Genomic DNA, 24,762 nt, shown 5'->3' with positions numbered 1-24,762 from the left:
TCTCGGTCGTCATGACATCACGATGCCTTGCGCCAGGGTTCGTCCGTCGCAAACGTAATCAGTTGGTCAAGGGGCAGAGGTCGCGCAAAGGCATAGCCCTGCAGGATGTCGCAGCCGAGGTCGCGCAGCAATTCCCCGTGTGCCTTGGTTTCGACACCCTCGGCAACGGTTTCGACGCCAAGCGAGCGGGCGATCTCGACAATGGAGCGGACCAGCGCCAGTTCCTGCGGCGAATTGAGGATCGGCATCACCAGTTGTCGATCGATCTTCAGCCGCTTCGGCTTGAGCTTCAGCAGACTGACGATAGAGGTGTGACCTGTGCCGAAATCGTCGATCTCGACGTCGATGCCGAGTTCCTTGACGCGTTCGATATTGGTGGTGACCACATCTTCGCTCTCGTCGAGGAAAATGGATTCGACCAGTTCGAAGCAGATTTCGCCGGGCGTGATCTGCAAGCCTTTCAGACTGGTGATCAGGCCGTCGTCATGGAGTCTCTTGGAGGAAACATTGACGGCCATTTTGGGGATTTGGACCCCGTGCGCGGCAAGGACCATCTTGTCGCGAAGCGTTTGTTCCAGCACCATCTGGTCGATCCGCGCCATCACATTCAACTCTTCTGCGGCTTTCAGGAAGCTCGCGGAGGTCAAAATACCCTTGTCCGGATGCTGCCAGCGCACAAGAGCCTCGGCGCCAATCAGTTTCATGGAACGGGCATCAAACTGCGGCTGGTACCAGACGGTAAACTCGTCGCGATCTAGACCGGCAAGGATCTCGTCGCTCATGCGCTTGGAGTTGATGATGTTGGCCTGCAGTTCCAGGGTGAAGAACTCGAAACAGTTGCGGCCCTTTTCCTTGGCCTTGTAGAGTGCAATGTCGGCATTGATGAGTGTCTTGCGCGCGTCGACCTGCATGCCACTGGCCTGCGCGATACCGATGGAGACCCCGCAGCGACAGGAGAAGCCCTCGAAGTCGATGGGCCGGTTCATCTCGGCAATGATCCGCTCGCAAAGCTCGGTCAAATGCTGCGCATTGGTCATCTTGCGTGTCAGGATAACAAACTCGTCGCCACCTATACGCGCCACCAGGTCGCTCTCGCGCACGCAGCGCATCAGGATCTTTGCTGCGTTGACCAGCATGGCATCGCCGGCGGCATGGCCGAGCGTGTCGTTGATTTCCTTGAACCGGTCAAGATCCAGGTGGAGGATCGAGAACTTCTGGCCCTCATGTCTGCTGTCGCGCGACAGCATATCGAGTTCCAGGTCGAATTTGCGGCGATTGGCAAGCGACGTCAGCGGGTCATGTAGCGCGTTGAATTCGATGCGGTTCTTGGCGTCTTCCAGCTCGATATTGCGGGTATCGGCTTCTTCCTTTGCCAGCTTCAGCTCTTCTGTCATCAGAATGTCGGAGGTGATGTCGAAGGCAATGCCGATGATCTTGTTCTTGCCGTCTTTGCCGACATGAACCTGGCCCACCGACCGTACAAAGCGGAAGCTGCCGTCGGGCAGCGCAATACGCTGCACAGATTGCAAGGACTGTCCCTTGGAAATCCCGCGGTTGGTTTCATTCAGGATGATCCGTCGATCAGCCTCATGCAGGCAACTCAACCATTCCTGCTCGCTGACATGGCCGCCCTTCCTGTAGGGCATGCCATAGAGCTGATGCATGCGAACATCCCAGATAGCGCCCCCATCGGCAGGGTCAGCTTCCCAGATGCCGCAATTGTAAGAGGCGAGTGCGAGCTCGAATTTGTGCGAAAGCTCGGAAAGCTCGTTTTCCCGCTGGGACAGCTCTTCCAGTGCAAGCTCCATCTCGGCATTCTTGATTTCGCTGTGGTCCTTGGCATTGCGCAATGTCTGGTGCGCCTGCATGTCGGTGGTCACGTCCCAGACGATGCCGGTAATAGTGTCCTCGTCCTGTCGCGACAGCGTTCCGACAGAACGCAGATAGCGCACCGAACCATCGCTCTGCGGCGACCGGTAAATGATGTCGAAGGGGTCTGTTTTATCTGTGTTTTTATACTGGAACAGCTGCTCTATGACGGCGCTTCTATCCCCGGCATGTGTTGCCCTTGCCCAGTCGTCTTTGCGGTTCTGGCCTTCGTCAATGCTGGGCGGGCAGCCGTGAATTTTCGCGGCGCGCTCATCCCAGAAGAAGTGGTTCTGGTTGACGACTTCCCAAATGCCGATATTGGCAGCTGTCATCGCCATCTCGAACCGGTTGGACAGTTCCAGCAGCTTTTCCTCGCGCGCTTTGAGTGCCGCGATATTGCGATTGCGCTCGCCGACCAGAATGGTCGCGACGACAATGGACGCGATCAACGCGCCGGCGACAATGGCAAGGGTCAGGCGGAAGGCAAATTCGTTCTTCGGTGGTGTGCTCCAGCCGCCCTTTGGCGCAGCGTGAACCTCCCAGTCGACAAGCGGGGACGACAGTTTGCGCGTGATCGGCTGGTCTTCCGAGGTGAGGGCCGCCCCCATGACAGGAAATGCCGGCGCATCGCGTTCGGCGATTGTCAGCGAAAGATAATCGAGCCCCTCAGTGCCCTCTGGCGTTGCAGGAAGACTGTAGATACCGCTCTTTTGCAGGAACTTCGTCTCATCGACGAGGATCAGCAGCGAGCCCCAGAGCTTTCGCTTGTCATTGTCCAGATAGACGGGGAAATGCAAGGACATGTATCCGTGCGCCGTACGTGACAGTGACGGAGATGCTGCAGAATGATCCGTGGTGTCGGCCGCGTGCCGTTCGATTTCGGTGCGCACCAGTTGGCGGGTGTCTTGTGCCAGATCCGATGCGGGCCTGACCGAATAAAGCGCGAAATGCGGGGCGAGACCTATGGAGGCGATATGCGCATGATGAGATATCACCCGGTCGGTCAATGTTTCCAGTTCCGCCATGGACATTGACGGATAAGCCACAATCGAATCGGCCAGGTGACGGGCGATATTCAGGTCACTGTCGATCTGCGAGTCCAGGCGCGTCTGGACGAAGGACGTATCCTTCTCCACATGCGCGCGAAGATCACGCAATGTAGCTGACTTATTTTGGGCATCGAGGTTGAGGCTTGCGAAAATGACGGCCAGCCCGATAAGCGCCACGCCAATCAACATGACGACCATGCGCCGCGACATACGCGTTAAGCCCGCAATACCTGGTAATTTACGATCCAAAACAGCCTTATGCCCCCAAAGTTTTGATCTGCTGAACTTAGGCACTGGCGGTTAATTTAGGCTTGCCTTGCCCTTAATGATATTCACCCTCATGCACACCACAATACCATTATTAAGTATGTGCTTAATTATCTGCAAAGATCGCCCAGTGACTTGATCGAGATCGTAATTCCGGTCATCAATCCCACGGTAAGATCACCTTTGTGGGCGAATTTAGCCATATTCCGGGAGCATAGCTTGATGCGTACATTTACTTCGTTCAAAGCCTTGAGGAGCTCTGGCATGCGTATCTTGATTGCGGTTTTGCTTGCAACGGCGAGCTTCCTGTCACCTCTGCGCAGCATGGCCGCCAGCGACGATGTGGAATCGACGATCAAAGCGGTCAATGTCGACCAGCTCACCCTGACCCTGGATGATGGAAAGACCTATAGCGTTCCCGAAGAGTTCAATTTCGACGGACTGGAATCGGGTGTGAAGGTTGTGGTGTTCTACACAGAAGTCGACGGCAAGCGCGTGGTCAACGACCTTGAGGTCGTTCAGTAAGGCATATCGCCTTTAAAGCCAGCCGACGCTGTTGGTGTCGGTCTCGACTTTCAGAATTCTGTCCTGGTGAATGCCGATGTCGCAGGCTTCTTCCGGCGGAGACAATCCGACAAGTTTGAAAATGCTGCGCATCACGCCGCCATGACTGACGCAGATTGTCGGTCGGTTGACGGTGGCAAGCCATGCGCCCACCCGCCAGGACAGGATCTCGTAGCTTTCTGCCAGTTCGCCCGGAGGAATGAAGTCCCACTTGTTGCTCGAACGCTGCGCGATATGCTCGGGGTAGCGGGTTTCGAGTTCTGAATAGGTATTGCCTTCCCAATCGCCAAAACAGATCTCGACGAGACGCTCATCGGTTCGATAATCCTTAGGTTCCAGACCCATGGCGGTGCGCACGCGCTCCATGGTTTCGCGCGTACGACCGAGCGGCGAGGCGACAAAGTCGAATGCCGCTGCATCGCCGCCCAGCACATGATCCATCACTTCGCCATTGGCGATCGCCTGTCCGCGGCCTTTGGCATTCAGCGGAATATCGTGCTGACCCTGGAAACGCCCTTCGGCGTTCCAGTCTGTCTGGCCATGTCGGATCATGTAGATGAGCAAGGTCAGTTGGCCTTGTTGGTGTCAGTCCTTGACGACGGAGATATCCGGCGCATCGACGGCTTTCATGCCGATGGTGTGGTAGCCGGAATCGACGTGGTGCACTTCGCCGGTCACAGCCGTGGACAGATCCGACAGCAGGTAAACGCCGGACTTGCCGACTTCATCCGTGGTGACGGTGCGCTTCAGCGGAGAATTGTATTCGTTCCACTTCAGGATATAGCGGAAATCGCCGATACCGGAGGCGGCAAGCGTCTTGATCGGGCCGGCTGAGATGGCGTTGACGCGAATGCCGCGACCGCCAAGGTCGACTGCCAGATAGCGCACGCTTGCTTCAAGGGCCGCCTTCGCAACGCCCATGACGTTGTAGTGCGGCATCACTTTTTCGGCGCCGTAATAGGTCAGCGTCAGCATGGAGCCGCCGTCATTCATGATCCGCTCGGCGCGATTTGCAACGGCGGTGAAGGAGTAGACGGAAATGTCCATGGTGCGCGTGAAGTTGTCCCGGCTGGTGTCGACATAGCGACCGGTCAACTCGTCCTTGTCCGAAAATGCGATGGCGTGGACGACGAAGTCGATCTTGCCCCACTTCTCTTCGAGCGTCTCGAACACGGCGTCGATGGAAGACATGTCGGTGACGTCACAGTCGCCAGCCATGAAGGCGTCGAGTTCTTTCGCCAGCGGCTCAACGCGCTTTTTCAGCGCGTCGCCCTGCCATGTGAGAGCGATCTCTGCTCCCGCCTCGCGGCATGCTTTTGCGATACCCCATGCGATTGAACGGTTGTTTGCGACGCCCATGATGACGCCGCGCTTGCCTGACATGAGGTTGGAACCCTGAGCCATTTTACGCCCCTTGATACTTGCGATTGAAAATGCCTATGGCACAGCCGGAACCGGGGTTCAAGCTTCAACGGCATCATCAACTGTATGCTGGCGTAACAAAGGGTGTGTAGCGACCAAGCCGTTACAAATACAAGCCTTCGCGCATGATCCGCATGAGATCGGTCACCTTTTCGTCGGGCTTTTCCCACAGAATAACGCGAAGTTCGACCTTCAGCGCACCGCGACCACCTTCACCATTGTGCAATCCCTGATCGTCGACGGTCAGCACATGATCGGAACCGGACCAGGCTGGAACGGTAATCTCGATCGGCCCTGTTGGTGTCTCAACGGTCGTCTCGCAGCCCAGTACGGCATTCTCCAGCGTGATCGGCAAAACGGTCTTGATGTCGAACCCATCGATGGTGAATGTGTCGCTCTTCACCACGCGGATCGTCACGACCACATCGCCGCGGGTCATGCCGGGGACTTTCAGGCCCTGGCCCTTGAGGCGTACTGTCGAGCCTTCTGTAAGCCCACTTTGCAGCGTAACGCGCACATCGCGCCCATCCGGAAGCGTCGTCAGCACGGACAATTCGTTGAGAAGATCGTCGATGGCCACCATGGTTTCGACGAAAAGATCCGGCGCCTTTTCCGGCGGTGGCTGACCGCCACGGATACGGCGCACGAAATAAGACAGCAATTCAAGCGGTGCGAGACCGCGCGCTGCGGCCGCTTCGCGCGCTTCGGCATGCTCGTCTTCCTTGGTGCCGTCCTGGCGCAAGGCGTCGGCTGCCGCTTGAGCTTCAGCTGTTTCGCCGAAGATGCGCGAAACCACGTCTTCCGGCTTCTCTGACTTGGCATTTGCTTTGCCACCCGATTTGCCGTCGGGATTAGCCTGCCCGTTGGCATTGGCGGCAGCGCCGTTGGCTGCAGCGGTCTTGGCTGCCTTTGCCTTTTCCGCGGCTGCCTTCTCGGCTGCAGCGGCCTTGTCGGCCTTCGCCTTGGCCGCTTCCGCCTCAGCCAGTTCGGCCATCACCCGTTCGGCATTGGCCTTGGCGGCCTTTGCCCGTTCGGCCGCCTCTTGCGCGGCCTGCCTCTGCTGCATGATCGTGTTTTCGCGCTGCATCGCCTCCACCTTCGAGCGTTGCTCGTCATAGCGGTTTCGCTTGGCGGGATCTTTCAGCACCTCATAGGCACGGCCAATCTCTGCGAAGCGTTTGGTCGCATTGGGATCTTCCCGGTTTTGGTCCGGGTGAATGGATTTAGCCTTTGTCCGCCATGCCGCTTTTATTTCGTCAGCCGCAGCGTCCCGCTTTACGCCAAGAACAGAATACAGATCTCGCATAGGACATTCCGATACCAGGACGTCGCGGGTTTCATTCTCGCGCCGCCATCCTCCAACCTGCACGCCCAGTTCATCGGCGCAGCAGTATCCGGTCTGAGAATATGCCCGGAAGTTGCTAACTTTACGTTACGCGCAAAACGGCCTGAAAGTTCCCGCTGCGGTGGAAAAATGAAGCTTTGTCACGGAATGGCGTACCAAAGGTCTCCATTTGGCACAGGCAGCGGTCATCCAGTCTGGATCTCGCTCACGACGTCTTGTCGAATGCCAGCAGATGCCATGAGCCGTCGCCCAACAGGCAGGTCTTGCCGTTGAAGTTGGCAATGCCGGCATAGGAGTGGCGTGTGGTACTGAAGGAGCGGCAGAGGAGACCATCATTCTGGTCTTCCTGAATTGAGCTTACCACGCCGGCGCTTCCGCTGGAGGCATTGGCCCAGGGCAGGGGACTGCTGTCGAGTTTTTCAAGATCTGCCGAAGACACCGCATTGCGGATCGTCGCTTCATCCGAATTCGTCGTGGCGGGCTTGCCGGACGAAATGGTATTTGTGGAGATGGTGCGGTCGACCTTGTCCCCGCCGAAGAAGTCCAGGCTCGCGCCCATGCAACCGGTAAGCGGTAGACCCAGAATGAGGATCGTCGTTAGCCTGCGCATGCGTGCCGCGATATCCTTTGTAACCGTCTTTGACTTTGCTATGTGTTCCAAGGCGCATCCAGTCCAGTCACAAATCAGGCCGGCCATACTGAAAACTTTCAGGAGCATTTGAGTCAATATGTCAGAAAAAGTGTTAACAACAGGTGACTTTACCGAGGAGACGGAGCCCTTCGCGCTTTTCGCCTCCTGGCTGAAAGATGCGGAAGCCTCCGAACCCAACGATCCGAACGCAGTCGCCGTCGCGACGGTGGACGAAGACGGGCTCCCAAATGTGCGTATGGTGCTTCTCAAGGAGTTCGATAGCCGCGGTTTTGTGTTTTATACGAACTTTGAAAGCCAGAAAGGACAGGAAATCCTTGGCCAGAAGAAGGCGGCCATGTGCTTTCACTGGAAAACCCTGCGCCGTCAGGTGCGGTTGCGCGGTGACGTCGAGGTGGTCAGCGATGCAGAGGCAGACGCCTATTTTCAGTCCCGGCCGCTGGGCAGCCGCATCGGTGCCTGGGCATCGAAACAGTCGCGCCCGCTTGAAGGGCGTTTTGCTCTGGAAAAGGCCGTTGCCGAAACCACAGCGCGGTACGCGCTGGGGCAGGTTCCGCGCCCACCGTACTGGTCGGGCTTTCGGATCAAGCCGATCTCGATCGAATTCTGGCATGATCGCAAGTTCAGGCTGCACGACCGCATCGAGTTTCGCCGAGACCATGCCGAAGGCGACTGGTCGAAGGTGCGCATGTATCCCTGACGATAACCGCCTGAGGATCAGCCCTTCAGTTTGAAGGGAATACCGGAGGCCAGCGCCGAGACATAGCGCGGCTTCTGGAAATAGCCGTTGAGCGAAATGCGCGGCAGGCTTTGTGGACTGGAAAGCGCCTCCGCGTCGATCGTGCCGGGTACTGTTGATACGGCAATGGAAAATCCGGCTTCTGCGGCAAGCTTGCAGGTCTCCTTGGTGACGCTGCGGTGATCCCCATAGGGATAGGCAAATGTTGTGGGGCGTTTGCCGGTAATTGCCTCCACATAGTCGGCCGAAGCGGCAAATTCCTGCGAAGCCTCCTCGGCATCGAGAAAGGCCAGGGCGCGATGGCTGACGGTGTGTGCCCCAAGCGAAACCAGTGGGTTTTGCGCGAGTGCCTTCAGTGCGTCCGCCTCCATGATCAGCTTTTTGCAAAGCGCTGCTGCATCCACCCCATATTTGGCGGCCGTCGCGTTGAGGTGGGCAACAGCCTCTGCCTCGCCGGGTTTCGTGATTTCTGCCGAGATGGCATGACTTGCCACCCAGCTTTCCATCAGGTTCGTCACGGGAAATTGCCGCGTTCCGTCGCTGAATTCGTAAACCACGGCGTCGGTAGCATTCACCAAAGCTTCAAGCGTCTCCCACCACAGCGTGTGGCTGCGCTCAGAGAAGCCCTTGCAGACAAAGATCGTGAACGGCACCTGATGACGCTCAAATACCGGAAGGGCAAATTCGGCGTTGTCGCGGAATCCGTCATCGAGTGTGAAGACGGCGTAGCGTTCGCCTTTGTCTGGTTCCGCCAGACGCTCCGGAAGGCTTTCAAGTGACACGAATGTATAGCCATCGGCGCGCAATTGCCGGATCGCGGCATCCAGAAATTCCGGTGTGATCTCCAGATGGCGGTTCGAGGGCGACTTGCCGGCTACATAGGGGCGCACGTGATGAAGCGTGAAGATGGCGGCACGTCCGCGCGCCTTGGACATCAGGCCGAACTTCTGCAGAAGGTTCGAGGCCTCCAGGCCACCGGTGATGGCTGTTCGTTTGGCAATGCCTTTCAGTGTGGCGATCATTATAAAACCCTTGCAGGCAAGCTGTCGTGAAACTTCAAACTATGCGTGCAAGCTAATGGTGCGGGGTTAAGTGTTGCTGAATACCACCGGAAAGATCTCGCACTCACCGGAGCCAGGGGTCCAGAAGAGGCAAGCCAATGATGGCCGCTGAACCGATGAGCCCATAACAGACGCGCCGGAACACGATTTCGCTGGCCCGCCCGAAACCATGCGACCCCAAAGAGAGTCCAAGCCCGAAGGCGGGGCCTATAAACAGGGCCATGGCGGCAGCCTGCCAGTTCAGCAGCCCCGCCAGCGTGTAATTGATGCCGGTCAGCACCGAGCCGAGGCCGAAATAGAAAATGATATTGGCGCGCACGATCGCAGCGGGAAGCGAGACGCCGAGCCAGTAGGCGATAACCGGTGGCCCGCCCACCTGCGCCGCGCCGGCAAACAGTCCCGACAGGGCGCCCACCGCAATTGTTGCCGGCGCCGTGGGTTTGCCACGATAGCGCCAACCGGAAACGAGCAGTGTCAGAAGCAGGATCACCAGGACGACGATGGCCCAGCGAAGTGTCAGTGCATCTGCATAAGTCAGGACCATCGTGCCGAGCGGAGCCCCGACGACGGCGCCCACCAGCATGGTTGCCACGGCCCGCTTGTCGGCCCGGCGATAGGCGGCAGGCACCATCGGAAACGCCATCACGGCGTCGATCATGAACAGCAATGCCGCAGCAAGCTTGGGGTCTATCACCGAGCTTGCCAGTGGCATGAAGATGAGCGCGGCACCAAAGCCGGCAAAACCACGCGAGAGCCCGGCAATGAAGGCAATAAAGCAGAGGAACGCGATCATCTGCCAATCGGGCAACAGGGCGGCAATCTGTGGCAAAGTTGGAAGGAACATGCGGCAAGTCCGGTGGGTGAAGCACGACATCTGATCTGACACCACCGGTCGCTTGTCGTCTGATGCGGACCTCAGATGTCTTCCGGTAAACCGATATCGCGGTGCAATCGAGTAGATAGCGCCGTAACACTGTTTGACCGATGCTGTCGAGCGATGTGGCTGATGGTGGATGCACGCACAGCCCGTCTGGCGGCGAATATTCCGGGGATCGCCATCAAGGCGGCACAGAGGAAGGTCACCGTAAGCGGCAGATGCACAGCCTTGGCGGTCACCGAATCGCCAAGGCCTGCAGCATTGGCAGCAAGCCCGGCAAAGGCACCGCCAAAAGCGAAGCCGGCCGACTGCAGTGTCGGCAATAGCGCCGAGGTCTTGTCGCGCTCCATCTTCGGCGTTGCCTCCATCAGCGTCTGGCTGAGAAATGCCCAGCTGACGCCGAAGGCCGAGCCCGTCAGGATCTGACCGGGAATGATCAGGCCAAGGGTTCCCGTCGCGACGCCGGCGAAGAGTGAAAAGAAACCTGCGGCATGCAGTAATGGCCCGAGCCAGATCGCAGTCTGTTGCCAGTGCGTCGATTTGAGATTGGCCACCAGAATGGCCGACCCGCTCCACGAGATGGCCATGACTGCGCTTAAGGAGCCGGCAACGAAAGGCGAAAGCCCCCAGAGATGTTGAAGGGCAAAGATCAGATAAACGCCGCTCGTTGCCTGCGCGACAGGCATCAGCAACACGACCCAAAGCCCGAGACCAAGCGTAGAGCGAAGCGAAAAAGCCCCCTTGGGCATCAGCGAAAACGATGCCTTGCGGTCAAGCCGCACGGCGGCAGCGAGCACCGCTGCCGAGGCAAAAAGCGCGACGAAGGAAATGGACAGCGATGGTGAGAGCCCGGCGCTCATGGCGATCAGAAGGCTTGCCAGGAGCAGGCTCAGGCGCATGGCCGGGAAGCGTCCGCGTTCGGTGTCGCCGATATGCTTTGGCACTATGATCAGGGCCAGCAGGATGAAGATCGCAACGATCGGGACGTTGACGTAAAAGGCAGCGCGCCAGGAATGAAACTCGGTGAGATATCCGGCCACGGCCGGCCCGCCAAAGGCTGCAACACCCCACACCATGGCTTCGGCACCGAACACTTTGGGCACCAGTCGGGACGGAAACATCTCCGGGATCAGTGTGTAGGAGATGGCAACCACCACACCGTCTCCAACACCTTGCAACACCCGTCCGACCAGCACGGTCGTCATGTCATGCGCGCCGGCCGCCAGAAGCGTTCCGGCGAGAAACACGAACGCCGTTCCAATGAGAGCGAAACGTGCCCCGAACCGGCGCTTGATGAGCGGAGCCGCGGCCCCGGCAACGATTGATGACGCGAGGAACAGGCTGAGCGACCAGGATATCAGGCGCGCTCCGCCAAGTTCTTCGACGGCTGTGGGAAGAGAGGTCGAGACCAGGAAGTTGTTGAAGGCGTAAAGGGCCACACCAATGCAGAGCATGATCGTTGTCGCCCCATATCGGGGTTGCAGCAGTTCGCGCCAGTTGCCATGGTCACCGCTAGTGGCTGCCATGGTCTCGTTCGTCTCAATCGTCTGCACGTTTTTTCTCCGGTCTTTGTCAATGTCCGGCGACGCTACAACCTCAACAATAGTTGAGGTAAAGAGACTTTTTCGATCAGGACGACTTTTTCTCCGGTATCCCGAGTCAGTGCCAGGCCCGTCCGCAACAGCCGGGCTCGATCATGTCACGAACCCGGGACTGTTTAAGGCTTGCCCTCGGTGTCAGGCCGTTTGCAATGATTTTAATCGCTTTTTAAGCATAACGGTGTCGTTCCGCTGCCGTGCTGCATTACTGCCCCATTTTGACACTATTGCCCCATGCGTCGCGCAACCGGGATTTGTGCGACGCAAGTGCCATGTTTGGTTGCGGATGGGCGTTGCAAATCCTTGGATTTCGATCGCCGCAGCAAAAGCTGGCCTTGAACAACAATCGTCCAGTCGCTAGGCTCCGCGCCATATTGGTCGATTTTTTTGAAATACGAATGATTTCAGGGGACGAAATGAGAAGACTGATACTGGCCGTTGCATGCCTCTTTTCTATTTTCGCCCTTCCCAATTTTGCCAGTGCCGGCAGTGCCCAATTCCTTCTTGATGTTCGGACCGGTCAGGTCCTGGCGTCCGAAAATCCCGATACGCTCAATCATCCAGCGTCTCTCACCAAGATGATGACGCTTTATATGACGTATGATGCGATCCACCGGGGCAAGCTTTCCTGGGATAGCCGCATCACCTTTTCCAAATATGCATCCAGCCGTCCGCCGACAAAACTTCGGGTCAAACCCGGAGATTCGATCACCGTCAAGGAAGCCGTGCTGGGCATGATCGTGCAGTCGGCCAATGACGCGGCAGCTGCCATGGCTGAAAAGCTCGGTGGTTCAGAAGAACGCTTTGCCGCCTTGATGACGGAGAAAGCCCGTGCGCTTGGTATGACACGGACGGTGTTCAAGAACGCGTCCGGTCTGCCAAACGATGCCCAGGTGACCACGGCGCGAGACATGTCGACCCTTGGCGTGGCACTGATGCGTGACTTCCCTCGGGAATATGCGCTGTTTGCAACGAAGAACTTCAACTTCCGCGGACGCACGATCCATGGCCACAACAATCTCATGTACCGCTATGGCGGCATGGATGGCATCAAGACCGGCTACACCAATGCGTCCGGCTTCAATCTCGTGAGCTCGGTCAAGAAGGGCGATCGCCGCGTTGTCGGCGTCGTCATGGGCGGGCGCTCTGCCGCAAGCCGTGACAGGATCATGGAAAAGCTGATCGACGCCTATATGGGACGCGCCTCCAGCGGGTCGCAGCTGATCGTCAGTACCGGACGCACGCCGGCATCCGTTCTGGCGCGCCTCGGCGATGATGTCCCTGTTCCGGCCTCCCGTCGCGACGATCCGATCGCTGCCATGATCGACGTGGCCGACGGCATTCCGGTTCCGTCTTCGCGTTATGAAACCGCCTTTGCATCCAGCTCCCCGGCACCGTCTGCAGCGGCGGCCTTTGCTGCCGCCACAACGCCTGTGGCAAAGGCGAAACCTGCACCTGCCAAGGGATGGCAGATCCAGATCGCTGCCGCCGGAAGCGCCGAAGCGGCAATGAGCCTGCTCGCCGATGCCCGCTCCAAGATCGGGGCACCATTGACGGGACGTGACATCTATACCGAACCGGTCAATGCCGGCGGAACCACACTCTACCGCGCCCGCTTCACCGGCTTCTCTTCCAAGGACGAAGCCCGCCAGGCTTGCGACAAGCTCGTAAAGATCCGCTACGACTGCCTGCTGATGCCGTCGCGGGGTTGAGGGCCTACACTTAAGGTGAGGAACGAGTGGATGGTTCCCGGCCGCTTTTGCGGGTCCAGCGGACCTCATCCGGTGTCGACGCGTTTTTGAGTTTCAGCCCGGATCGCGGCAATCGACGCTAAACGCTTCTCGTCCGCGTCCTGAAGGACCATCTTGATCTTGGCATCCGGTCAAGCGCGCATGCCCTCATTTGCCTCGCCCGTCGCGGGAAGGCTGCATCATCGAACATCTTGCCTATGGTTTGGAGCAGGCCTAAGCCCGCTCCGATCCGCTCACATCTGCGTGCCGCCAACGGTGATCTTGTCCATGCGCAGATGCGGTTGCCCGACGCCGACGGGCACCCACTGGCCGCCCTTGCCGCAATTGCCGATACCGCCATCGAGCTGCATGTCGTTGCCGACCATGCTGACGCGCTTCATCGCATCCGGACCATTGCCGATCAGCATGACGCCTTTGACCGGCGCGCCGATCTTGCCGTCTTCGATCATATAGGCCTCGGTGCAGCCGAACACGAACTTGCCCGAAGTAATATCCACCTGACCGCCTCCGAAGGAGACGGCGTAGATGCCCTTCTTGACCGAGGAGATGATCTCCTCGGGCGTCTTGTCGCCCGACAACATATACGTGTTGGTCATGCGCGGCATGGGTTGGTGTGCATAACTCTGGCGACGTCCGTTGCCGGTCGCCTTCATGCCCATCAGTCGGGCATTCTGCCGGTCCTGCATATAGCCCACCAGTTTGCCGTTCTCGATCAGCACATTATAGCCGGAGGGTGTGCCTTCATCGTCGATGGTAATCGAACCGCGGCGATTGTTGATGGTGCCGTCATCGACCACGGTGACGCCTGGGGCTGCAACCATTTCGCCCATCAGTCCGGCAAATGCGGAGGTTTTCTTGCGGTTGAAATCGCCTTCAAGCCCGTGGCCCACGGCCTCGTGCAGCATCACGCCCGGCCAACCTGAGGCCAGAACGATATCCATTGTGCCGGCCGGTGCAGCGATTGCCTCGAGATTGACATGGGCCTGGCGCAGCGCCTTGTCGGCGCCGTCCTTCCAGCTGTCTTCGCTGAGGAAGTCGGAAAAGGTCATGCGCCCGCCGGTGCCAAACGAGCCCGATTCCTGTCGGTCACCGGAACCTGCAACGACGGATATGTTGAACCGCGTCATCGGCCGGATATCGCGCACCCGATGACCGTCGGCCCTGAGGATCTCGACAATCTGCCAGCTTGCGGCAATCGAGGCGGTCACTTGGCGGACGCTCGCATCCTTGTCACGCAGATACGCGTCTATTTCGGCCAGAAGCTTGGCCTTTTCCTCAAAGCTCGGCGCGCCGATCGGATTGTCGTCTGTATAAAGTCTCTTGTTTGTGCCTTGTGGTGCCGCCGCATAGCTGCCGACAAAACCGCGCGTTACGGCGCCAACGGCATCGGCGGCACGGTCGAGAGCGGCAAGCGACAGGTCGCCGGAATGGGCGTAGCCAACCGCTTCGCCAGCCACAGAGCGCAGGCCGAAGCCCTGATCGGTGTTGAAGCTGCCGCCCTTCATGCGGCCATTGTCGAAGGTCAGCGCTTCCGACTGCGAATGCTCCACATAGAGTTCGCCGTCATCGGCACCCGCAAGCGCGGTTTCCACACGGCGGGCAAGTGTCGCCTCATCGCAATCGAAAAGGGTGAGAAGGTTCTCTGTCATCATTGTCTCCTTGCCGCGTTCCTGCCCATGTAGTTCTGAAAAGGGCGTGCGGCAAGGCGCAAGCGTCAGGGAAGGGCGTCGTAGCCTTCGGCAAAGCCTGTCAATTCGATCGGAATGCCGACACGGTCCTGATCCGCAGATTCGCGCAGCGCAAACACGGCGCTTTTGCCGGCGCGCAGGATCTTCATCAACTCGTCGTCGATTTCGACCTCGACATAGCAGCCTTCGGTAAAGCAGCGGGTGAAATAGGCGCGGCCGATATTATTGCCGTCGACATAGAGTTCCATGCCGTCTTTCAGGAGGACGCCCAATGGCGCAAGAATCCGGAGGATCTTCGCCTTGCGGTCTGCCGTCTTCAGGACGACGACCGAAAGCCCGACTTCCGGTCTGTCCTCGGCAATGACATTCTGCATCAGGGCGCATTGCTCAACCGAGGAACCGGCAGGCATATCGCAGATCACCGACCACGCGCCATGGTTGGAGCGAACGGTTCCGGGTTGAGCCTGCTGCGCCGAGGCAGGTCCAAGGACTGCGCTTACCGCCAACAGGGAGGCAATGGCGATGGACGCAAATCTACTGAAACCCATGGAAACCTCTGGAAAACGAATCACTGTCGCCATTTTTGTCGTCCGGCGCCCGAATTGAAAGGGGTCAGCTTCCTTTTCAGTCGATCAAGGCGGAATTGGGACCCGAAAACCCGCGACGCGGCGCGAAGAATCGGCTATTTCTCATCAACTGATGAGCCCATCTGCTGTCAGTGCATAAGACTAAATGTCATTGTGAAAAAATGCCGCATGGGCTTTATAGCGCAGATATTGCGATTGCGACCAAACTATGATTTGAAACGCATAGAATGGCATAGTTTATGCGCTTGACGTTGATCTGGATCAAGCGTGAGAGGGAGAGACACAGTGTTCAAGAAAGCTTATGCAGCTTTGGCCTCGGCGGCCTGTCTGCTTTTTGCTTCAGGCAGTTATGCCGATCAGCCGGTAGATTGGCAGACTGATCTTCAACAGGCTGCCACGCCGATCATGCATCAAATCCGCTGGTTTGAAGAATACACGCTGTGGTTCATCGTTCCGATCACATTGTTTGTTCTGCTTCTTCTGATCGTGGTGACCGTGCGTTTCCGCGCGTCGAAGAATCCTGTTCCGTCCAAGACCAGCCATAACACGATCATCGAGATCGTCTGGACGGTCGGCCCGGTTCTCATTCTTCTGTTCTTCGCCATCCCGTCCTTCAACCTGTTGACGGATCAGCTGACGATCCCGGAAGATCCGGACCTCACCGTCAAGGCCACTGCGACCCAGTGGCAGTGGAACTACGAATATATGGACGACAGCGAACTGTCCTTCGACAGCTTCTTGCTGAAGGATGCGGACCGCGCCTCCTATGGCAAGGAAGACAAGGCCGCTTATCCGCATCTGCTGGCAGTCGACAACGAGCTGGTCGTTCCGGTTGGCGGTGTTGTTCGCGTTCTCGTCACGGCCGCCCCGACCGACGTTATCCACGCCTTCGCCATGCCATCCTTCGGCATCAAGATCGATGCCGTGCCGGGCCGCCTGAACGAAACCTGGTTCCGTGCCGATATCGAAGGCATGTTCTACGGGCAGTGTTCGGAGCTTTGTGGTAAGGACCACGCATTCATGCCGATCGCCATCCGTGTCGTCTCTGCAGAGCAGTACGCCACATGGAAGGCAGCAGCAGCCACGAACGTCGAGGACGCCAACAAGGCGCTGATGGCTTCGGTTGATGCAGGCAAGCCGTCGGTGCAAGTCGCCGACAACGTTTCGAATTAAGGGAGGAGCAGCACTATGGCTGGATCTGTTGCCCACGACGAGCACGCCCATGGCGAGCATCATGACCACAAGCCGGGTTTCGTGGCCCGTTGGTTCTTCTCTACAAACCACAAGGACATCGGCACTCTTTACCTGATCTTCGCGATCATTGCCGGTATCCTCGGTGGTGCATTGTCCGTTGCCATGCGCATGGAGCTTCAGGAGCCCGGTATCCAGATCTTCCACGGTCTGGCATCGATTGTTTACGGCTTTGAAGGTGACGCAGCCATCGATGGCGGCAAGCACATGTACAATGTGTTCACCACGGGCCACGCCCTGATCATGATCTTCTTCATGGTCATGCCGGCGATGATTGGTGGCTTTGCCAACTGGATGATCCCGATCATGATCGGCGCGCCTGACATGGCGTTCCCACGCTTGAACAACATCTCCTTCTGGCTGATCGTGCCTGCGTTCATTCTGTTGTTGATGTCGATGTTCGTTGAAGGTCCTGCAGGCGCCTACGGTGTCGGCGGTGGCTGGACCATGTATCCGCCCCTGTCTACCTCCGGGCAGCCTGGGCCGGCGGTCGATCTGGCGATCTTCGCATTGCATGTTGCCGGTGCGTCCTCGATCCTCGGTGCGATCAACTTCATCACCACGATCCTCAACATGCGCGCTCCTGGCATGACGCTGCACAAGATGCCGCTGTTTGCCTGGGCCGTTCTGGTCACAGCATTCCTGCTGCTGCTCTCTCTGCCGGTTCTGGCAGGTGGCATCACCATGCTTCTGACCGACCGCAACTTCGGCACGACCTTCTTCGCGCCGGAAGGCGGCGGCGATCCGATCCTGTTCCAGCACCTTTTCTGGTTCTTCGGTCACCCTGAGGTCTACATCCTGATCCTGCCGGCATTCGGCATCGTCAGCCACATCATCTCGACCTTCTCGAAGAAGCCGGTCTTCGGTTATCTCGGAATGGCCTATGCCATGGTTGCCATCGGTGCCGTCGGCTTCGTCGTGTGGGCACACCACATGTACACGGTCGGTCTGTCGCTTTCGGCTCAGCGCTATTTCGTCTTCGCAACCATGGTCATCGCGGTGCCGACCGGTATCAAGATCTTCTCGTGGATTGCAACGATGTGGGGTGGTTCGCTGACCTTCCGCACACCAATGGTCTGGGCAATCGGCTTCATCTTCCTGTTCACCGTCGGCGGTGTCACAGGCGTACAGCTTGCCAATGCCGGTCTCGACCGTTCGCTGCATGACACCTATTACGTGGTTGCCCACTTCCACTACGTTCTGTCGCTCGGCGCCGTGTTCGGTATCTTTGCAGCCTGGTATTACTGGTTCCCCAAGATGTTCGGTTACATGTATTCCGAATTCCTCGGCAAGCTGCACTTCTGGGTCATGTTCGTCGGTGTGAACATGGTGTTCTTCCCGCAGCACTTCCTTGGTCTTGCTGGTATGCCACGCCGCTACATCGACTATCCGGATGCATTCGTTGGCTGGAACTACGTCTCCTCCATCGGCTCCTACATCTCGGCCGTTGGCGTTCTGATCTTCCTCGTCTGCGTTTTCGAAGCCTTCATGAAGAAGCGTGTTGCTGGCGATAACCCCTGGGGTGAGGGCGCAACGACGCTGGAATGGCAGCTTTCTTCTCCGCCGCCATACCACCAGTGGGAACAACTGCCGCGCATCAAGTAAGCGGCAGCCGTTCACGAAAACAGTCATCGGGTGCCGCGGATCAAGTCTGCGGCACCCGACACAAGCGTAAGAGACAAGGCCAATACGATGACAGTAATCGACAATCGCGATGTATTCGGCGTCGAAGGCGATATCCGCATGTCCGAAGCCGGCCCGCGCGATTACTTCGAACTGCTGAAGCCAAGCGTGATGTCGCTTGTCGTCTTCACGGCCTTTTCAGGCTTGGTGCTCGCGCCTGGCCAAATCAATCCGATCCTCGCGGTCATCGCGGTTCTGTGCATTGCCGTCGGCGCTGGCGCCTCTGGCGCACTTAACATGTGGTATGACGCCGATATCGACGCCATCATGACGCGTACTGCAAGACGGCCGATCCCGTCCGGTCGCATCGCGCCGACTGAGGCGCTGGCTTTCGGTCTGATCCTGTCCGCATTTTCAATATTCATCCTCGGTCTTGCGGTGAACTGGCTGTCTGCCGGCATCCTCGCATTCACCATTTTCTTCTATGCCGTCGTCTACACGATGTGGCTGAAGCGCTCGACCACGCAGAATATCGTCATTGGCGGTGCTGCCGGCGCGTTTCCGCCCATGATCGGCTGGGCCTGCGTCACCGGCGGTGTATCGCTGGATAGCATTCTTCTGTTCATGATTATCTTTCTGTGGACGCCAGCCCATTTCTGGGCTCTGGCTTTGTTCAAGATGGGGGACTATGGCGCGGTCGGCGTGCCGATGCTGCCCAATGTGGCCGGCGAAACCGCCACCAAGCGCCAGATCTTCGTCTATGCTGTCCTGACTGCCATTGCTGGCGTGCTGCCGAGCGTGACCGGATTGGCAGGCATGTTCTACGGACTGTTTGCAGCCGTGCTTGGCGCTATATTCGTCTACTGTTCCATCGCCGTTTGGCGCATGCCGAACGGCGATACGAAGATGGTTCCAGCCAAGAAGATGTTCGGTTTTTCGATCGTCTATCTGTTTGCGATCTTTTCGGCCTTGCTGGTCGATCATGCAGCACCTTCGCTGGTCGCCTTTTTTGCAGGAGCACTCTGATGGAGACCGTCAAGCTGACTGACTCACAGAAGAAGTCGCGCCGTGGCCGCAACATTGCGCTTGGCCTCGTTCTGGCTGTTCTCGTCGTGCTGTTTTATCTCGTGACGCTGGTGAAGATCAGCAACATGGGACAATAAGAGCAATAGGAAGGGCCTCATGACCGAAACACCGAACAGACCAAAGTCGAAACCCCGCTCCAATATCGCGGTGTTTGCCTATTGCGGCGTGTTCGTGGCGGGCATGGTGGGCATGAGCTATGCCGCGGTTCCGCTCTATCGCATGTTCTGTGCTGCGACCGGTTTTAACGGCACCACCCAGCGCGCCGAGCAGGCTTCGTCTGTCATCCTCGACAAGCGCATCACCGTCACCTTCGATGCCAATATGGCGCCTGGCCTCGACTGGAATTTCAAGCCCATGCAGCGCTCGGTCAAGCCGCGCATCGGCGAGACCCAGGAAGTGCGTTTTCTGGCGACCAACAAATCCAGGCATGCAGTCACCGGCCAGGCAGTGTTCAATGTCACGCCGCTGGAGGCTGCAGCCTACTTTAACAAAATCGAATGTTTTTGCTTTACTGAAACCACCTTGAAACCGGGTGAGAGCCTGGAAATGCCGGTGGTGTTCTTCGTCGATCCGGATATTACCACTGCCGAGGAAACCAAGAGAATCAGTACGATTACGTTGTCCTATACATTCTACCCGGAAGAGACGGATCAGCCACTGGCCGCGCTTCCGGCAGAAGATGAAGGCGACAACAAGAAACTGTAATGGAGAGAGGTCCGGACAGTCCGGGCTGGAGAGACTTCGGGGATAGATGACATGGCCGACGCCCATCAGAAACACCACGACTACCATATTATAGATCCGAGCCCATGGCCGATCCTCGGCTCGATCGGCGCTTTTGTGATCACCTTCGGCGGCGTTGGCTACATGCGCTATCTGAATGGTGGTTCGTTCCAGATGTTCGGTCTGGAACTGGCGACGCCCTGGCTGTTCTTCATCGGCCTTGCCATCATTCTCTACACCATGGTCGGCTGGTGGGCAGATACCATCAAGGAAGCGCATGAGGGTCACCACACCCGCGTTGTGTCGCTGCATCTGCGCTACGGCATGATCATGTTCATCGCATCCGAAGTGATGTTCTTCGTCGCCTGGTTCTGGGCATTTTTCGATGCCAGCCTTTATCCGCACGAAGCCATTCAGGCCTCCCGTCTGGCCTTTACCGGCGGTCAGTGGCCGCCAGCCGGCGTTGAAGTGCTCGATCCCTGGCATCTGCCAATCTACAACACGGTGATCCTGCTGCTCTCCGGCACCACCGTGACCTGGGCGCACCATGCCTTGCTCCACAACGATCGCAAGGGCTTGATCAGCGGTCTTGCTCTCACGGTTGCTCTGGGCGTGCTGTTCTCCTTCGTGCAGGGCTACGAATATGCTCACGCACCGTTCGGCTTCAAGGATTCGATCTACGGCGCCACCTTCTTCATGGCCACCGGCTTCCACGGCTTCCACGTTCTGATCGGCACCATCTTCCTGCTGGTCTGCCTGTTGCGCGCGCTGAAGGGTGATTTCACCCCCAAGCAGCATTTCGGCTTCGAAGCGGCGGCCTGGTACTGGCACTTCGTGGACGTTGTCTGGCTGTTCCTGTTTTTCTCCATCTATATCTGGGGCGACTGGGGCGCTCCGCTGGCCCATTGATCGACGGTCTGGCATAATTTTCGGAGGCGGCTGTGCAAACAGCCGCCTCGTTTCATTTCAGGAGATGAAAATGGATATCAGGGAAGAAACCACCGCATCGGGTGGGCGCTACGCGGCGACGGTGGAAGGCCATGAGGCCGAGATGACCTATTCGCGCGCGTCACCCCAGCTCATCATTATCGATCACACGGGCGTGCCCGACTCATTGCGGGGCAAGGGCGTCGGCCAGGCGCTTGCGGTTCACGCCGTGGAGGAAGCCCGAAGCGGCGGCTGGAAGATCTTCCCTCTCTGCCCCTTCTTCAAGGCCCAGTTGAACCGTCATCCCGAATGGAACGATGTGATCAGCGGACATTGAGCGGGAATGCTCAAGCGGCGGTCCAATTGACGCAGTATTTCGGTTGGACGTGCGGCAGCTTGAGGGATACCTATGCGTCCATGGCGAATTATTCTGAAAAGACAGGCTGCCCAAGTGCGAACAGGACAATTGCATGAGTGAAGACGAAGCCCTTTATCCGCCCGTCGATCCCGTCAAGGCTGGCTTTGCCTGTACCTGCCCGCGTTGTGGTCAGGGGAAGCTGTTCGATGGTCTGACGAAACTGAAGCCCGTCTGCGCCAATTGCGGACTGGATTATTCCTTCATCGACGCCGGTGACGGCCCGGTCATCTTCGTTATTCTGCTGGCCGATCTGATCGTGGTCGGTTTGGCAGTCTGGATGGAGATCAACTATCATCCGCCTGTCTGGCTCCATGTCATCCTGTGGGGGCCGCTCGCCATCGGGCTGTCAATCTGGCTGTTGAGAACCATCAAGGCGCTGTTGATTGCGCTCCAGTTCAAGAACAATGCGCGTCAGGGCACGATTGAGCGTGAATAATATGAGGCCATTGGGCCGCGGCAGGAAAATTGCCGCCTGGATATTTTTTCCAATCGCGCTGGCCATCCTTTTGTCACTCGGCACCTGGCAGGTGCAGCGGCTGGCCTGGAAGGAAGGCCTGATCGCTTCCATCGAGGAGCGCCGGCATGCCGATCCCCTGGATGTACCGCAGATTGAGGCACTGGTGGCGGAAGGCAAGCCGATCGACTATCGCGCAGCGCGCGCATCCGGCCGCTTTCTCAATGACAAGGAACGGCATTTCTTTGCCACCTTCGAGGGACGCAGCGGCTTTTACATTTATACCCCGCTTGCGCTGTCAGACGGTCGCTATCTCTTCGTCAACCGGGGCTTTGTCCCTTACGAGATGAAGGACCAGCAGACCCGCACAGCCGGCCTTCTGGACGGCGCGCAAACAGTCACGGGCCTTGCCCGCCAGAAGCTGACCGAAAAGCCGGGATCGCTGGTTCCGGAAAATGATCTGGCCAAGGACATCTTCTACTGGAAAGATCTCGATGCAATGGCCGAGACGGTGGGCCTGGATCAGGAAAAGGTCTTGCCTTTCTTCCTCGATGCGGATGCAACGCTGGTCAATGGAGGATGGCCGGTCGGCGGTGTAACCCAGATCGAAATGCCCAACAATCACCTGCAATATGCAGTGACCTGGTATGGACTGGCAGCAGCCTTGATGGTGGTTGGGGGAATGGCCCTGTTTCGCCGCAAGGACTGATCGACGCCACTGCCGTTTCGTGACAAAAGAGATCGACGGGCAGGGGAGGGTAAACATGAAGCTTATCGCAGATCTTTTTATCGCACTTGTAGCATTGGAGCATGTCTACATTCTGGTTCTGGAGATGTTTCTCTGGACCAGGCCTGCTGGCCGAAAGGCCTTCCGCATGAGTGCGGCACAGGCCGAGGCGACGAAGATCATGGCGGCCAATCAGGGCCTCTATAACGGCTTTCTGGCTGCGGGACTGTTCTGGGCACTGATCCAGCCCGAACCGGCCTTCGCCCTTCAGCTCGCAGTCTTTTTTCTTGGCTGTGTGCTGGTGGCAGCCCTATATGGGGGAATGACCGCGTCTCGCCGCATCTTGATGATCCAGGGTGGGCCGGCGCTGATCGCCCTAATCTTCGTGTTGCTGACAGGCCTCTGATGACTGTATCCAATTCTCGCCCGCCACTGACCATTCGCCTGTGCGGCCCGCGCGGCTTTTGCGCTGGCGTCGACCGGGCCATTCAGATCGTCGTGCTTGCGCTGAAAGGCTATGGCGCTCCGGTCTATGTCCGCCATGAGATCGTTCATAATCGCTATGTCGTCGAAGGGCTCGAGGCCAAGGGTGCCATTTTCGTCGAAGAACTGGACGAAATTCCCGAAGAGCACCGCAAGCAACCGGTCGTGTTTTCCGCCCATGGCGTGCCGAAATCCGTGCCCGCCGACGCACAGTCGCGCAATCTCTTCTATCTCGATGCCACATGCCCATTGGTGTCCAAGGTTCATAAGCAGGCCATGCGCCACGAGCGTCTGGGCCGCCATGTTGTGCTGATCGGCCATGCTGGCCACCCGGAAGTCATCGGCACCATGGGACAATTGCCGCCCGAAGCCGTCTCCCTCGTCGAGACCGTTGAGGATGCCGAGCGCTACCAGCCCAAGGATCCCGACAATCTCGGTTTCGTCACCCAGACCACGCTCTCGGTCGATGATACAGCTGGCGTGATTGCCAAGCTGCAGGAGCGCTTTCCCAATCTCAAGGCACCGGCCGCAGACAGCATCTGCTATGCCACGACCAACCGCCAGGAAGCCGTCAAGCAGGCCGCTCCCGGCTGCGATCTGTTCATCACCGTCGGTGCGCCCAACTCATCCAATTCCAAGCGCCTGGTCGAGGTCGCTTTGCGCGCAGGGGCCAAGCAGTCCATGCTGGTGCAGCGCGCCAGCGAGATCGACTGGAGCCAGATCGGCGACATCTCAACCCTTGGCCTCTCAGCCGGCGCCTCGGCACCGGAAGTGATCGTCAACGAGATCATCGAAGCCTTCAAGGCCCGCTATGAGACGACGGTGGAACTGGCAGAATTTTCGATCGAGAACGAACACTTCCTCGTCAATCGCGAACTGCGTGAGATAGAGCTCACCCACCACGACATGGCCTGGGTGAACGGGTGAGATGGGCTCCGACCAGCGAGAGCCGGTTGGAGCAATCGATCCAGCGCCGCGATTGCAGCATCGAACGTCCTTAGCCCAAGCAAAGGGCGGGGGCGTGGCCACACGCGGCAGCCACGTGCAGTTCAAGCATGCCGAAAAGTCCGGGCGCGTGACGGTCCCCCATCCCAAACGCGACATCCCCATCGGCACATTGGAGAGTATCGAGAAGCAAGCGGATCTGAAACTGAGGTGACAATGGTGAATTTCATTGGACTGATCCACAAGGATGAAGGCAGCGACTACGGCGTTTCCTTTCCTGATTTCCCAGGCGTCGTGACTGCCGGTCAGGATCTCGACGATGCCCGCGTCATGGCAACGGAGGCGCTGGCCTTGCATGTCGAGGGTATGATCGAGGATGGCGATGCCATTCCCGAGCCATCGACATTGGAAGCAGTCATGAGCGACCCGGATAATCGTGACGCGGTGGCTGTTCTCATCCCGCTGAAGGCTCAGGCCCGCAAAGCAGTACGGCTGAACATTACCCTTCCGGAGGATGTGTTGCGCGACATTGATGCTTATGCCGAGGCTCATGGCCTGACGCGTTCGGGGTTTTTGGCGCAGGCCGCCAAACGTCAGATGTCCGTTGAGCGTTGAGGAAGATTCCGGAAATCGACGGGGCTATGCGGTTTCTGCCTGAT

The 24,762-nt window shown here is 58.1% G+C and carries 26 protein-coding genes; 16 read left to right on the top strand and 10 right to left on the bottom strand.

Annotated features, from left to right (window positions below; genetic code table 11):
- Window positions 1–17 precede the first annotated feature (17 nt).
- Window positions 18–3,128 (bottom strand): EAL domain-containing protein, encoded by a 3,111-nt coding sequence (locus tag ACQQ2Q_RS03430; protein ID WP_428185616.1) that lies wholly within the window; start codon window positions 3,126–3,128, stop codon window positions 18–20.
- Between the two features lie 321 nt (window positions 3,129–3,449).
- Between ACQQ2Q_RS03430 and ACQQ2Q_RS03425 the strand changes: the two genes are divergently transcribed.
- Complete coding sequence (locus ACQQ2Q_RS03425; protein WP_428185615.1) at window positions 3,450–3,710, top strand: DUF1344 domain-containing protein; 261 nt, start codon at window positions 3,450–3,452, stop codon at window positions 3,708–3,710.
- A 12-nt stretch (window positions 3,711–3,722) separates the two neighbouring features.
- On the opposite strand, the gene ACQQ2Q_RS03420 is transcribed toward ACQQ2Q_RS03425, so the two are convergent.
- The 4 genes from ACQQ2Q_RS03420 to ACQQ2Q_RS03405 form a co-directional block, all read right to left on the bottom strand.
- Entirely contained in the window at window positions 3,723–4,313 is a 591-nt protein-coding gene (locus ACQQ2Q_RS03420) for a histidine phosphatase family protein (RefSeq protein ID WP_428185614.1), read from the bottom strand.
- A gap of 21 nt (window positions 4,314–4,334) precedes the next feature.
- A complete protein-coding gene (fabI, locus tag ACQQ2Q_RS03415) occupies window positions 4,335–5,153 on the bottom strand; it encodes an enoyl-ACP reductase FabI (protein WP_428185613.1) in 819 nt (272 codons plus the stop codon).
- Window positions 5,154–5,274: 121 nt separating this feature from the next.
- The gene (locus tag ACQQ2Q_RS03410; protein WP_428185612.1) at window positions 5,275–6,477 is read right to left on the bottom strand and encodes a DnaJ domain-containing protein; all 1,203 of its coding nucleotides are present in this window, start codon (window positions 6,475–6,477) and stop codon (window positions 5,275–5,277) included.
- Between the two features lie 244 nt (window positions 6,478–6,721).
- Window positions 6,722–7,177: an RT0821/Lpp0805 family surface protein gene (locus ACQQ2Q_RS03405; RefSeq protein ID WP_428185611.1), complete on the bottom strand. Its 456-nt coding sequence runs from the start codon at window positions 7,175–7,177 to the stop codon at window positions 6,722–6,724.
- 67 nt (window positions 7,178–7,244) lie between these two features.
- Here ACQQ2Q_RS03405 and pdxH point away from each other — a divergent pair, with 67 nt between their 5' ends.
- Window positions 7,245–7,865, top strand: coding sequence for a pyridoxamine 5'-phosphate oxidase (gene pdxH / locus ACQQ2Q_RS03400; protein ID WP_428185610.1), 621 nt, complete (start codon window positions 7,245–7,247; stop codon window positions 7,863–7,865).
- A 17-nt stretch (window positions 7,866–7,882) separates the two neighbouring features.
- On the opposite strand, the gene ACQQ2Q_RS03395 is transcribed toward pdxH, so the two are convergent.
- The 3 genes from ACQQ2Q_RS03395 to ACQQ2Q_RS03385 all read right to left on the bottom strand — a co-directional run bounded on the left by ACQQ2Q_RS03395 (window position 7,883) and on the right by ACQQ2Q_RS03385 (window position 11,395).
- Entirely contained in the window at window positions 7,883–8,926 is a 1,044-nt protein-coding gene (locus ACQQ2Q_RS03395; protein WP_428185609.1) for a polysaccharide deacetylase family protein, read from the bottom strand.
- A gap of 103 nt (window positions 8,927–9,029) precedes the next feature.
- Entirely contained in the window at window positions 9,030–9,809 is a 780-nt protein-coding gene (locus ACQQ2Q_RS03390; RefSeq protein ID WP_428185608.1) for a sulfite exporter TauE/SafE family protein, read from the bottom strand.
- A 71-nt stretch (window positions 9,810–9,880) separates the two neighbouring features.
- Complete coding sequence (locus ACQQ2Q_RS03385; RefSeq protein WP_428185607.1) at window positions 9,881–11,395, bottom strand: MFS transporter; 1,515 nt, start codon at window positions 11,393–11,395, stop codon at window positions 9,881–9,883.
- Between the two features lie 461 nt (window positions 11,396–11,856).
- Between ACQQ2Q_RS03385 and ACQQ2Q_RS03380 the strand changes: the two genes are divergently transcribed.
- Complete coding sequence (locus ACQQ2Q_RS03380; protein ID WP_428185606.1) at window positions 11,857–13,152, top strand: serine hydrolase; 1,296 nt, start codon at window positions 11,857–11,859, stop codon at window positions 13,150–13,152.
- A gap of 272 nt (window positions 13,153–13,424) precedes the next feature.
- On the opposite strand, the gene tldD is transcribed toward ACQQ2Q_RS03380, so the two are convergent.
- Window positions 13,425–14,840, bottom strand: coding sequence for a metalloprotease TldD (gene tldD, locus ACQQ2Q_RS03375; RefSeq protein WP_428185605.1), 1,416 nt, complete (start codon window positions 14,838–14,840; stop codon window positions 13,425–13,427).
- 65 nt (window positions 14,841–14,905) lie between these two features.
- A complete protein-coding gene (locus tag ACQQ2Q_RS03370) occupies window positions 14,906–15,427 on the bottom strand; it encodes an invasion associated locus B family protein (protein ID WP_428186472.1) in 522 nt (173 codons plus the stop codon).
- A gap of 324 nt (window positions 15,428–15,751) precedes the next feature.
- Between ACQQ2Q_RS03370 and coxB the strand changes: the two genes are divergently transcribed.
- From coxB to ACQQ2Q_RS03305, 13 genes are all read left to right on the top strand, one after another.
- Window positions 15,752–16,639, top strand: a complete 888-nt coding sequence (gene coxB, locus ACQQ2Q_RS03365; protein ID WP_428185604.1) for a cytochrome c oxidase subunit II — start codon at window positions 15,752–15,754, stop codon at window positions 16,637–16,639.
- A 15-nt stretch (window positions 16,640–16,654) separates the two neighbouring features.
- A complete protein-coding gene (gene ctaD, locus ACQQ2Q_RS03360) occupies window positions 16,655–18,322 on the top strand; it encodes a cytochrome c oxidase subunit I (protein ID WP_428185603.1) in 1,668 nt (555 codons plus the stop codon).
- 87 nt (window positions 18,323–18,409) lie between these two features.
- Window positions 18,410–19,366: a heme o synthase gene (locus tag ACQQ2Q_RS03355; RefSeq protein ID WP_428185602.1), complete on the top strand. Its 957-nt coding sequence runs from the start codon at window positions 18,410–18,412 to the stop codon at window positions 19,364–19,366.
- Entirely contained in the window at window positions 19,366–19,503 is a 138-nt protein-coding gene (locus ACQQ2Q_RS03350; protein WP_428185601.1) for a hypothetical protein, read from the top strand. Before ACQQ2Q_RS03355 ends, ACQQ2Q_RS03350 begins: the two co-directional genes overlap by 1 nt.
- A 19-nt stretch (window positions 19,504–19,522) precedes the next feature.
- Window positions 19,523–20,131 (top strand): cytochrome c oxidase assembly protein, encoded by a 609-nt coding sequence (locus ACQQ2Q_RS03345; RefSeq protein ID WP_428185600.1) that lies wholly within the window; start codon window positions 19,523–19,525, stop codon window positions 20,129–20,131.
- Window positions 20,132–20,182: 51 nt separating this feature from the next.
- A complete protein-coding gene (locus ACQQ2Q_RS03340; RefSeq protein WP_428185599.1) occupies window positions 20,183–21,058 on the top strand; it encodes a cytochrome c oxidase subunit 3 in 876 nt (291 codons plus the stop codon).
- Window positions 21,059–21,128: 70 nt separating this feature from the next.
- Entirely contained in the window at window positions 21,129–21,413 is a 285-nt protein-coding gene (locus tag ACQQ2Q_RS03335) for a GNAT family N-acetyltransferase (RefSeq protein WP_428185598.1), read from the top strand.
- Window positions 21,414–21,546: 133 nt separating this feature from the next.
- Window positions 21,547–21,930: a DUF983 domain-containing protein gene (locus ACQQ2Q_RS03330; protein WP_428185597.1), complete on the top strand. Its 384-nt coding sequence runs from the start codon at window positions 21,547–21,549 to the stop codon at window positions 21,928–21,930.
- The gene (locus tag ACQQ2Q_RS03325; protein ID WP_428185596.1) at window positions 21,899–22,657 is read left to right on the top strand and encodes an SURF1 family protein; all 759 of its coding nucleotides are present in this window, start codon (window positions 21,899–21,901) and stop codon (window positions 22,655–22,657) included. Before ACQQ2Q_RS03330 ends, ACQQ2Q_RS03325 begins: the two co-directional genes overlap by 32 nt.
- Before the next feature lie 55 nt (window positions 22,658–22,712).
- The gene (locus ACQQ2Q_RS03320) at window positions 22,713–23,081 is read left to right on the top strand and encodes a DUF1304 domain-containing protein (RefSeq protein ID WP_428185595.1); all 369 of its coding nucleotides are present in this window, start codon (window positions 22,713–22,715) and stop codon (window positions 23,079–23,081) included.
- Window positions 23,081–24,085 carry a 4-hydroxy-3-methylbut-2-enyl diphosphate reductase gene (gene ispH / locus ACQQ2Q_RS03315; RefSeq protein ID WP_428185594.1) on the top strand — a complete coding sequence of 335 codons (1,005 nt, stop codon included), beginning with the start codon at window positions 23,081–23,083 and terminating at the stop codon, window positions 24,083–24,085. Before ACQQ2Q_RS03320 ends, ispH begins: the two co-directional genes overlap by 1 nt.
- Before the next feature lie 52 nt (window positions 24,086–24,137).
- Complete coding sequence (locus ACQQ2Q_RS03310) at window positions 24,138–24,317, top strand: type II toxin-antitoxin system HicA family toxin (protein ID WP_428186471.1); 180 nt, start codon at window positions 24,138–24,140, stop codon at window positions 24,315–24,317.
- 2 nt (window positions 24,318–24,319) lie between these two features.
- A complete protein-coding gene (locus tag ACQQ2Q_RS03305; RefSeq protein ID WP_428185593.1) occupies window positions 24,320–24,718 on the top strand; it encodes a type II toxin-antitoxin system HicB family antitoxin in 399 nt (132 codons plus the stop codon).
- Window positions 24,719–24,762 lie beyond the last annotated feature (44 nt).

Source organism: Agrobacterium sp. ES01 (assembly GCF_050320885.1).
Lineage (GTDB): Bacteria > Pseudomonadota > Alphaproteobacteria > Rhizobiales > Rhizobiaceae > Allorhizobium.
This window is presented reverse-complemented; position numbering and strand designations above follow the sequence as displayed.

Bases quoted from the DNA above. Each gene is read 5' to 3' on its own strand.
- ACQQ2Q_RS03430 (WP_428185616.1), bottom strand. From the start codon at position 3,128: ATGTCGCGGCGCATGGTCGTCATGTTGATTGGCGTGGCGCTTATCGGG.
- ACQQ2Q_RS03425 (WP_428185615.1), top strand. From the start codon at position 3,450: ATGCGTATCTTGATTGCGGTTTTGCTTGCAACGGCGAGCTTCCTGTCA.
- fabI (WP_428185613.1), bottom strand. From the start codon at position 5,153: ATGGCTCAGGGTTCCAACCTCATGTCAGGCAAGCGCGGCGTCATCATG.
- ACQQ2Q_RS03410 (WP_428185612.1), bottom strand. From the start codon at position 6,477: ATGCGAGATCTGTATTCTGTTCTTGGCGTAAAGCGGGACGCTGCGGCT.
- pdxH (WP_428185610.1), top strand. From the start codon at position 7,245: ATGTCAGAAAAAGTGTTAACAACAGGTGACTTTACCGAGGAGACGGAG.
- ACQQ2Q_RS03395 (WP_428185609.1), bottom strand. From the start codon at position 8,926: ATGATCGCCACACTGAAAGGCATTGCCAAACGAACAGCCATCACCGGT.
- ACQQ2Q_RS03390 (WP_428185608.1), bottom strand. From the start codon at position 9,809: ATGTTCCTTCCAACTTTGCCACAGATTGCCGCCCTGTTGCCCGATTGG.
- ACQQ2Q_RS03380 (WP_428185606.1), top strand. From the start codon at position 11,857: ATGAGAAGACTGATACTGGCCGTTGCATGCCTCTTTTCTATTTTCGCC.
- tldD (WP_428185605.1), bottom strand. From the start codon at position 14,840: ATGACAGAGAACCTTCTCACCCTTTTCGATTGCGATGAGGCGACACTT.
- ACQQ2Q_RS03370 (WP_428186472.1), bottom strand. From the start codon at position 15,427: ATGGGTTTCAGTAGATTTGCGTCCATCGCCATTGCCTCCCTGTTGGCG.
- ctaD (WP_428185603.1), top strand. From the start codon at position 16,655: ATGGCTGGATCTGTTGCCCACGACGAGCACGCCCATGGCGAGCATCAT.
- ACQQ2Q_RS03355 (WP_428185602.1), top strand. From the start codon at position 18,410: ATGACAGTAATCGACAATCGCGATGTATTCGGCGTCGAAGGCGATATC.
- ACQQ2Q_RS03350 (WP_428185601.1), top strand. From the start codon at position 19,366: ATGGAGACCGTCAAGCTGACTGACTCACAGAAGAAGTCGCGCCGTGGC.
- ACQQ2Q_RS03345 (WP_428185600.1), top strand. From the start codon at position 19,523: ATGACCGAAACACCGAACAGACCAAAGTCGAAACCCCGCTCCAATATC.
- ACQQ2Q_RS03340 (WP_428185599.1), top strand. From the start codon at position 20,183: ATGGCCGACGCCCATCAGAAACACCACGACTACCATATTATAGATCCG.
- ACQQ2Q_RS03335 (WP_428185598.1), top strand. From the start codon at position 21,129: ATGGATATCAGGGAAGAAACCACCGCATCGGGTGGGCGCTACGCGGCG.
- ACQQ2Q_RS03330 (WP_428185597.1), top strand. From the start codon at position 21,547: ATGAGTGAAGACGAAGCCCTTTATCCGCCCGTCGATCCCGTCAAGGCT.
- ACQQ2Q_RS03325 (WP_428185596.1), top strand. From the start codon at position 21,899: ATGCGCGTCAGGGCACGATTGAGCGTGAATAATATGAGGCCATTGGGC.
- ACQQ2Q_RS03320 (WP_428185595.1), top strand. From the start codon at position 22,713: ATGAAGCTTATCGCAGATCTTTTTATCGCACTTGTAGCATTGGAGCAT.
- ispH (WP_428185594.1), top strand. From the start codon at position 23,081: ATGACTGTATCCAATTCTCGCCCGCCACTGACCATTCGCCTGTGCGGC.
- ACQQ2Q_RS03305 (WP_428185593.1), top strand. From the start codon at position 24,320: ATGGTGAATTTCATTGGACTGATCCACAAGGATGAAGGCAGCGACTAC.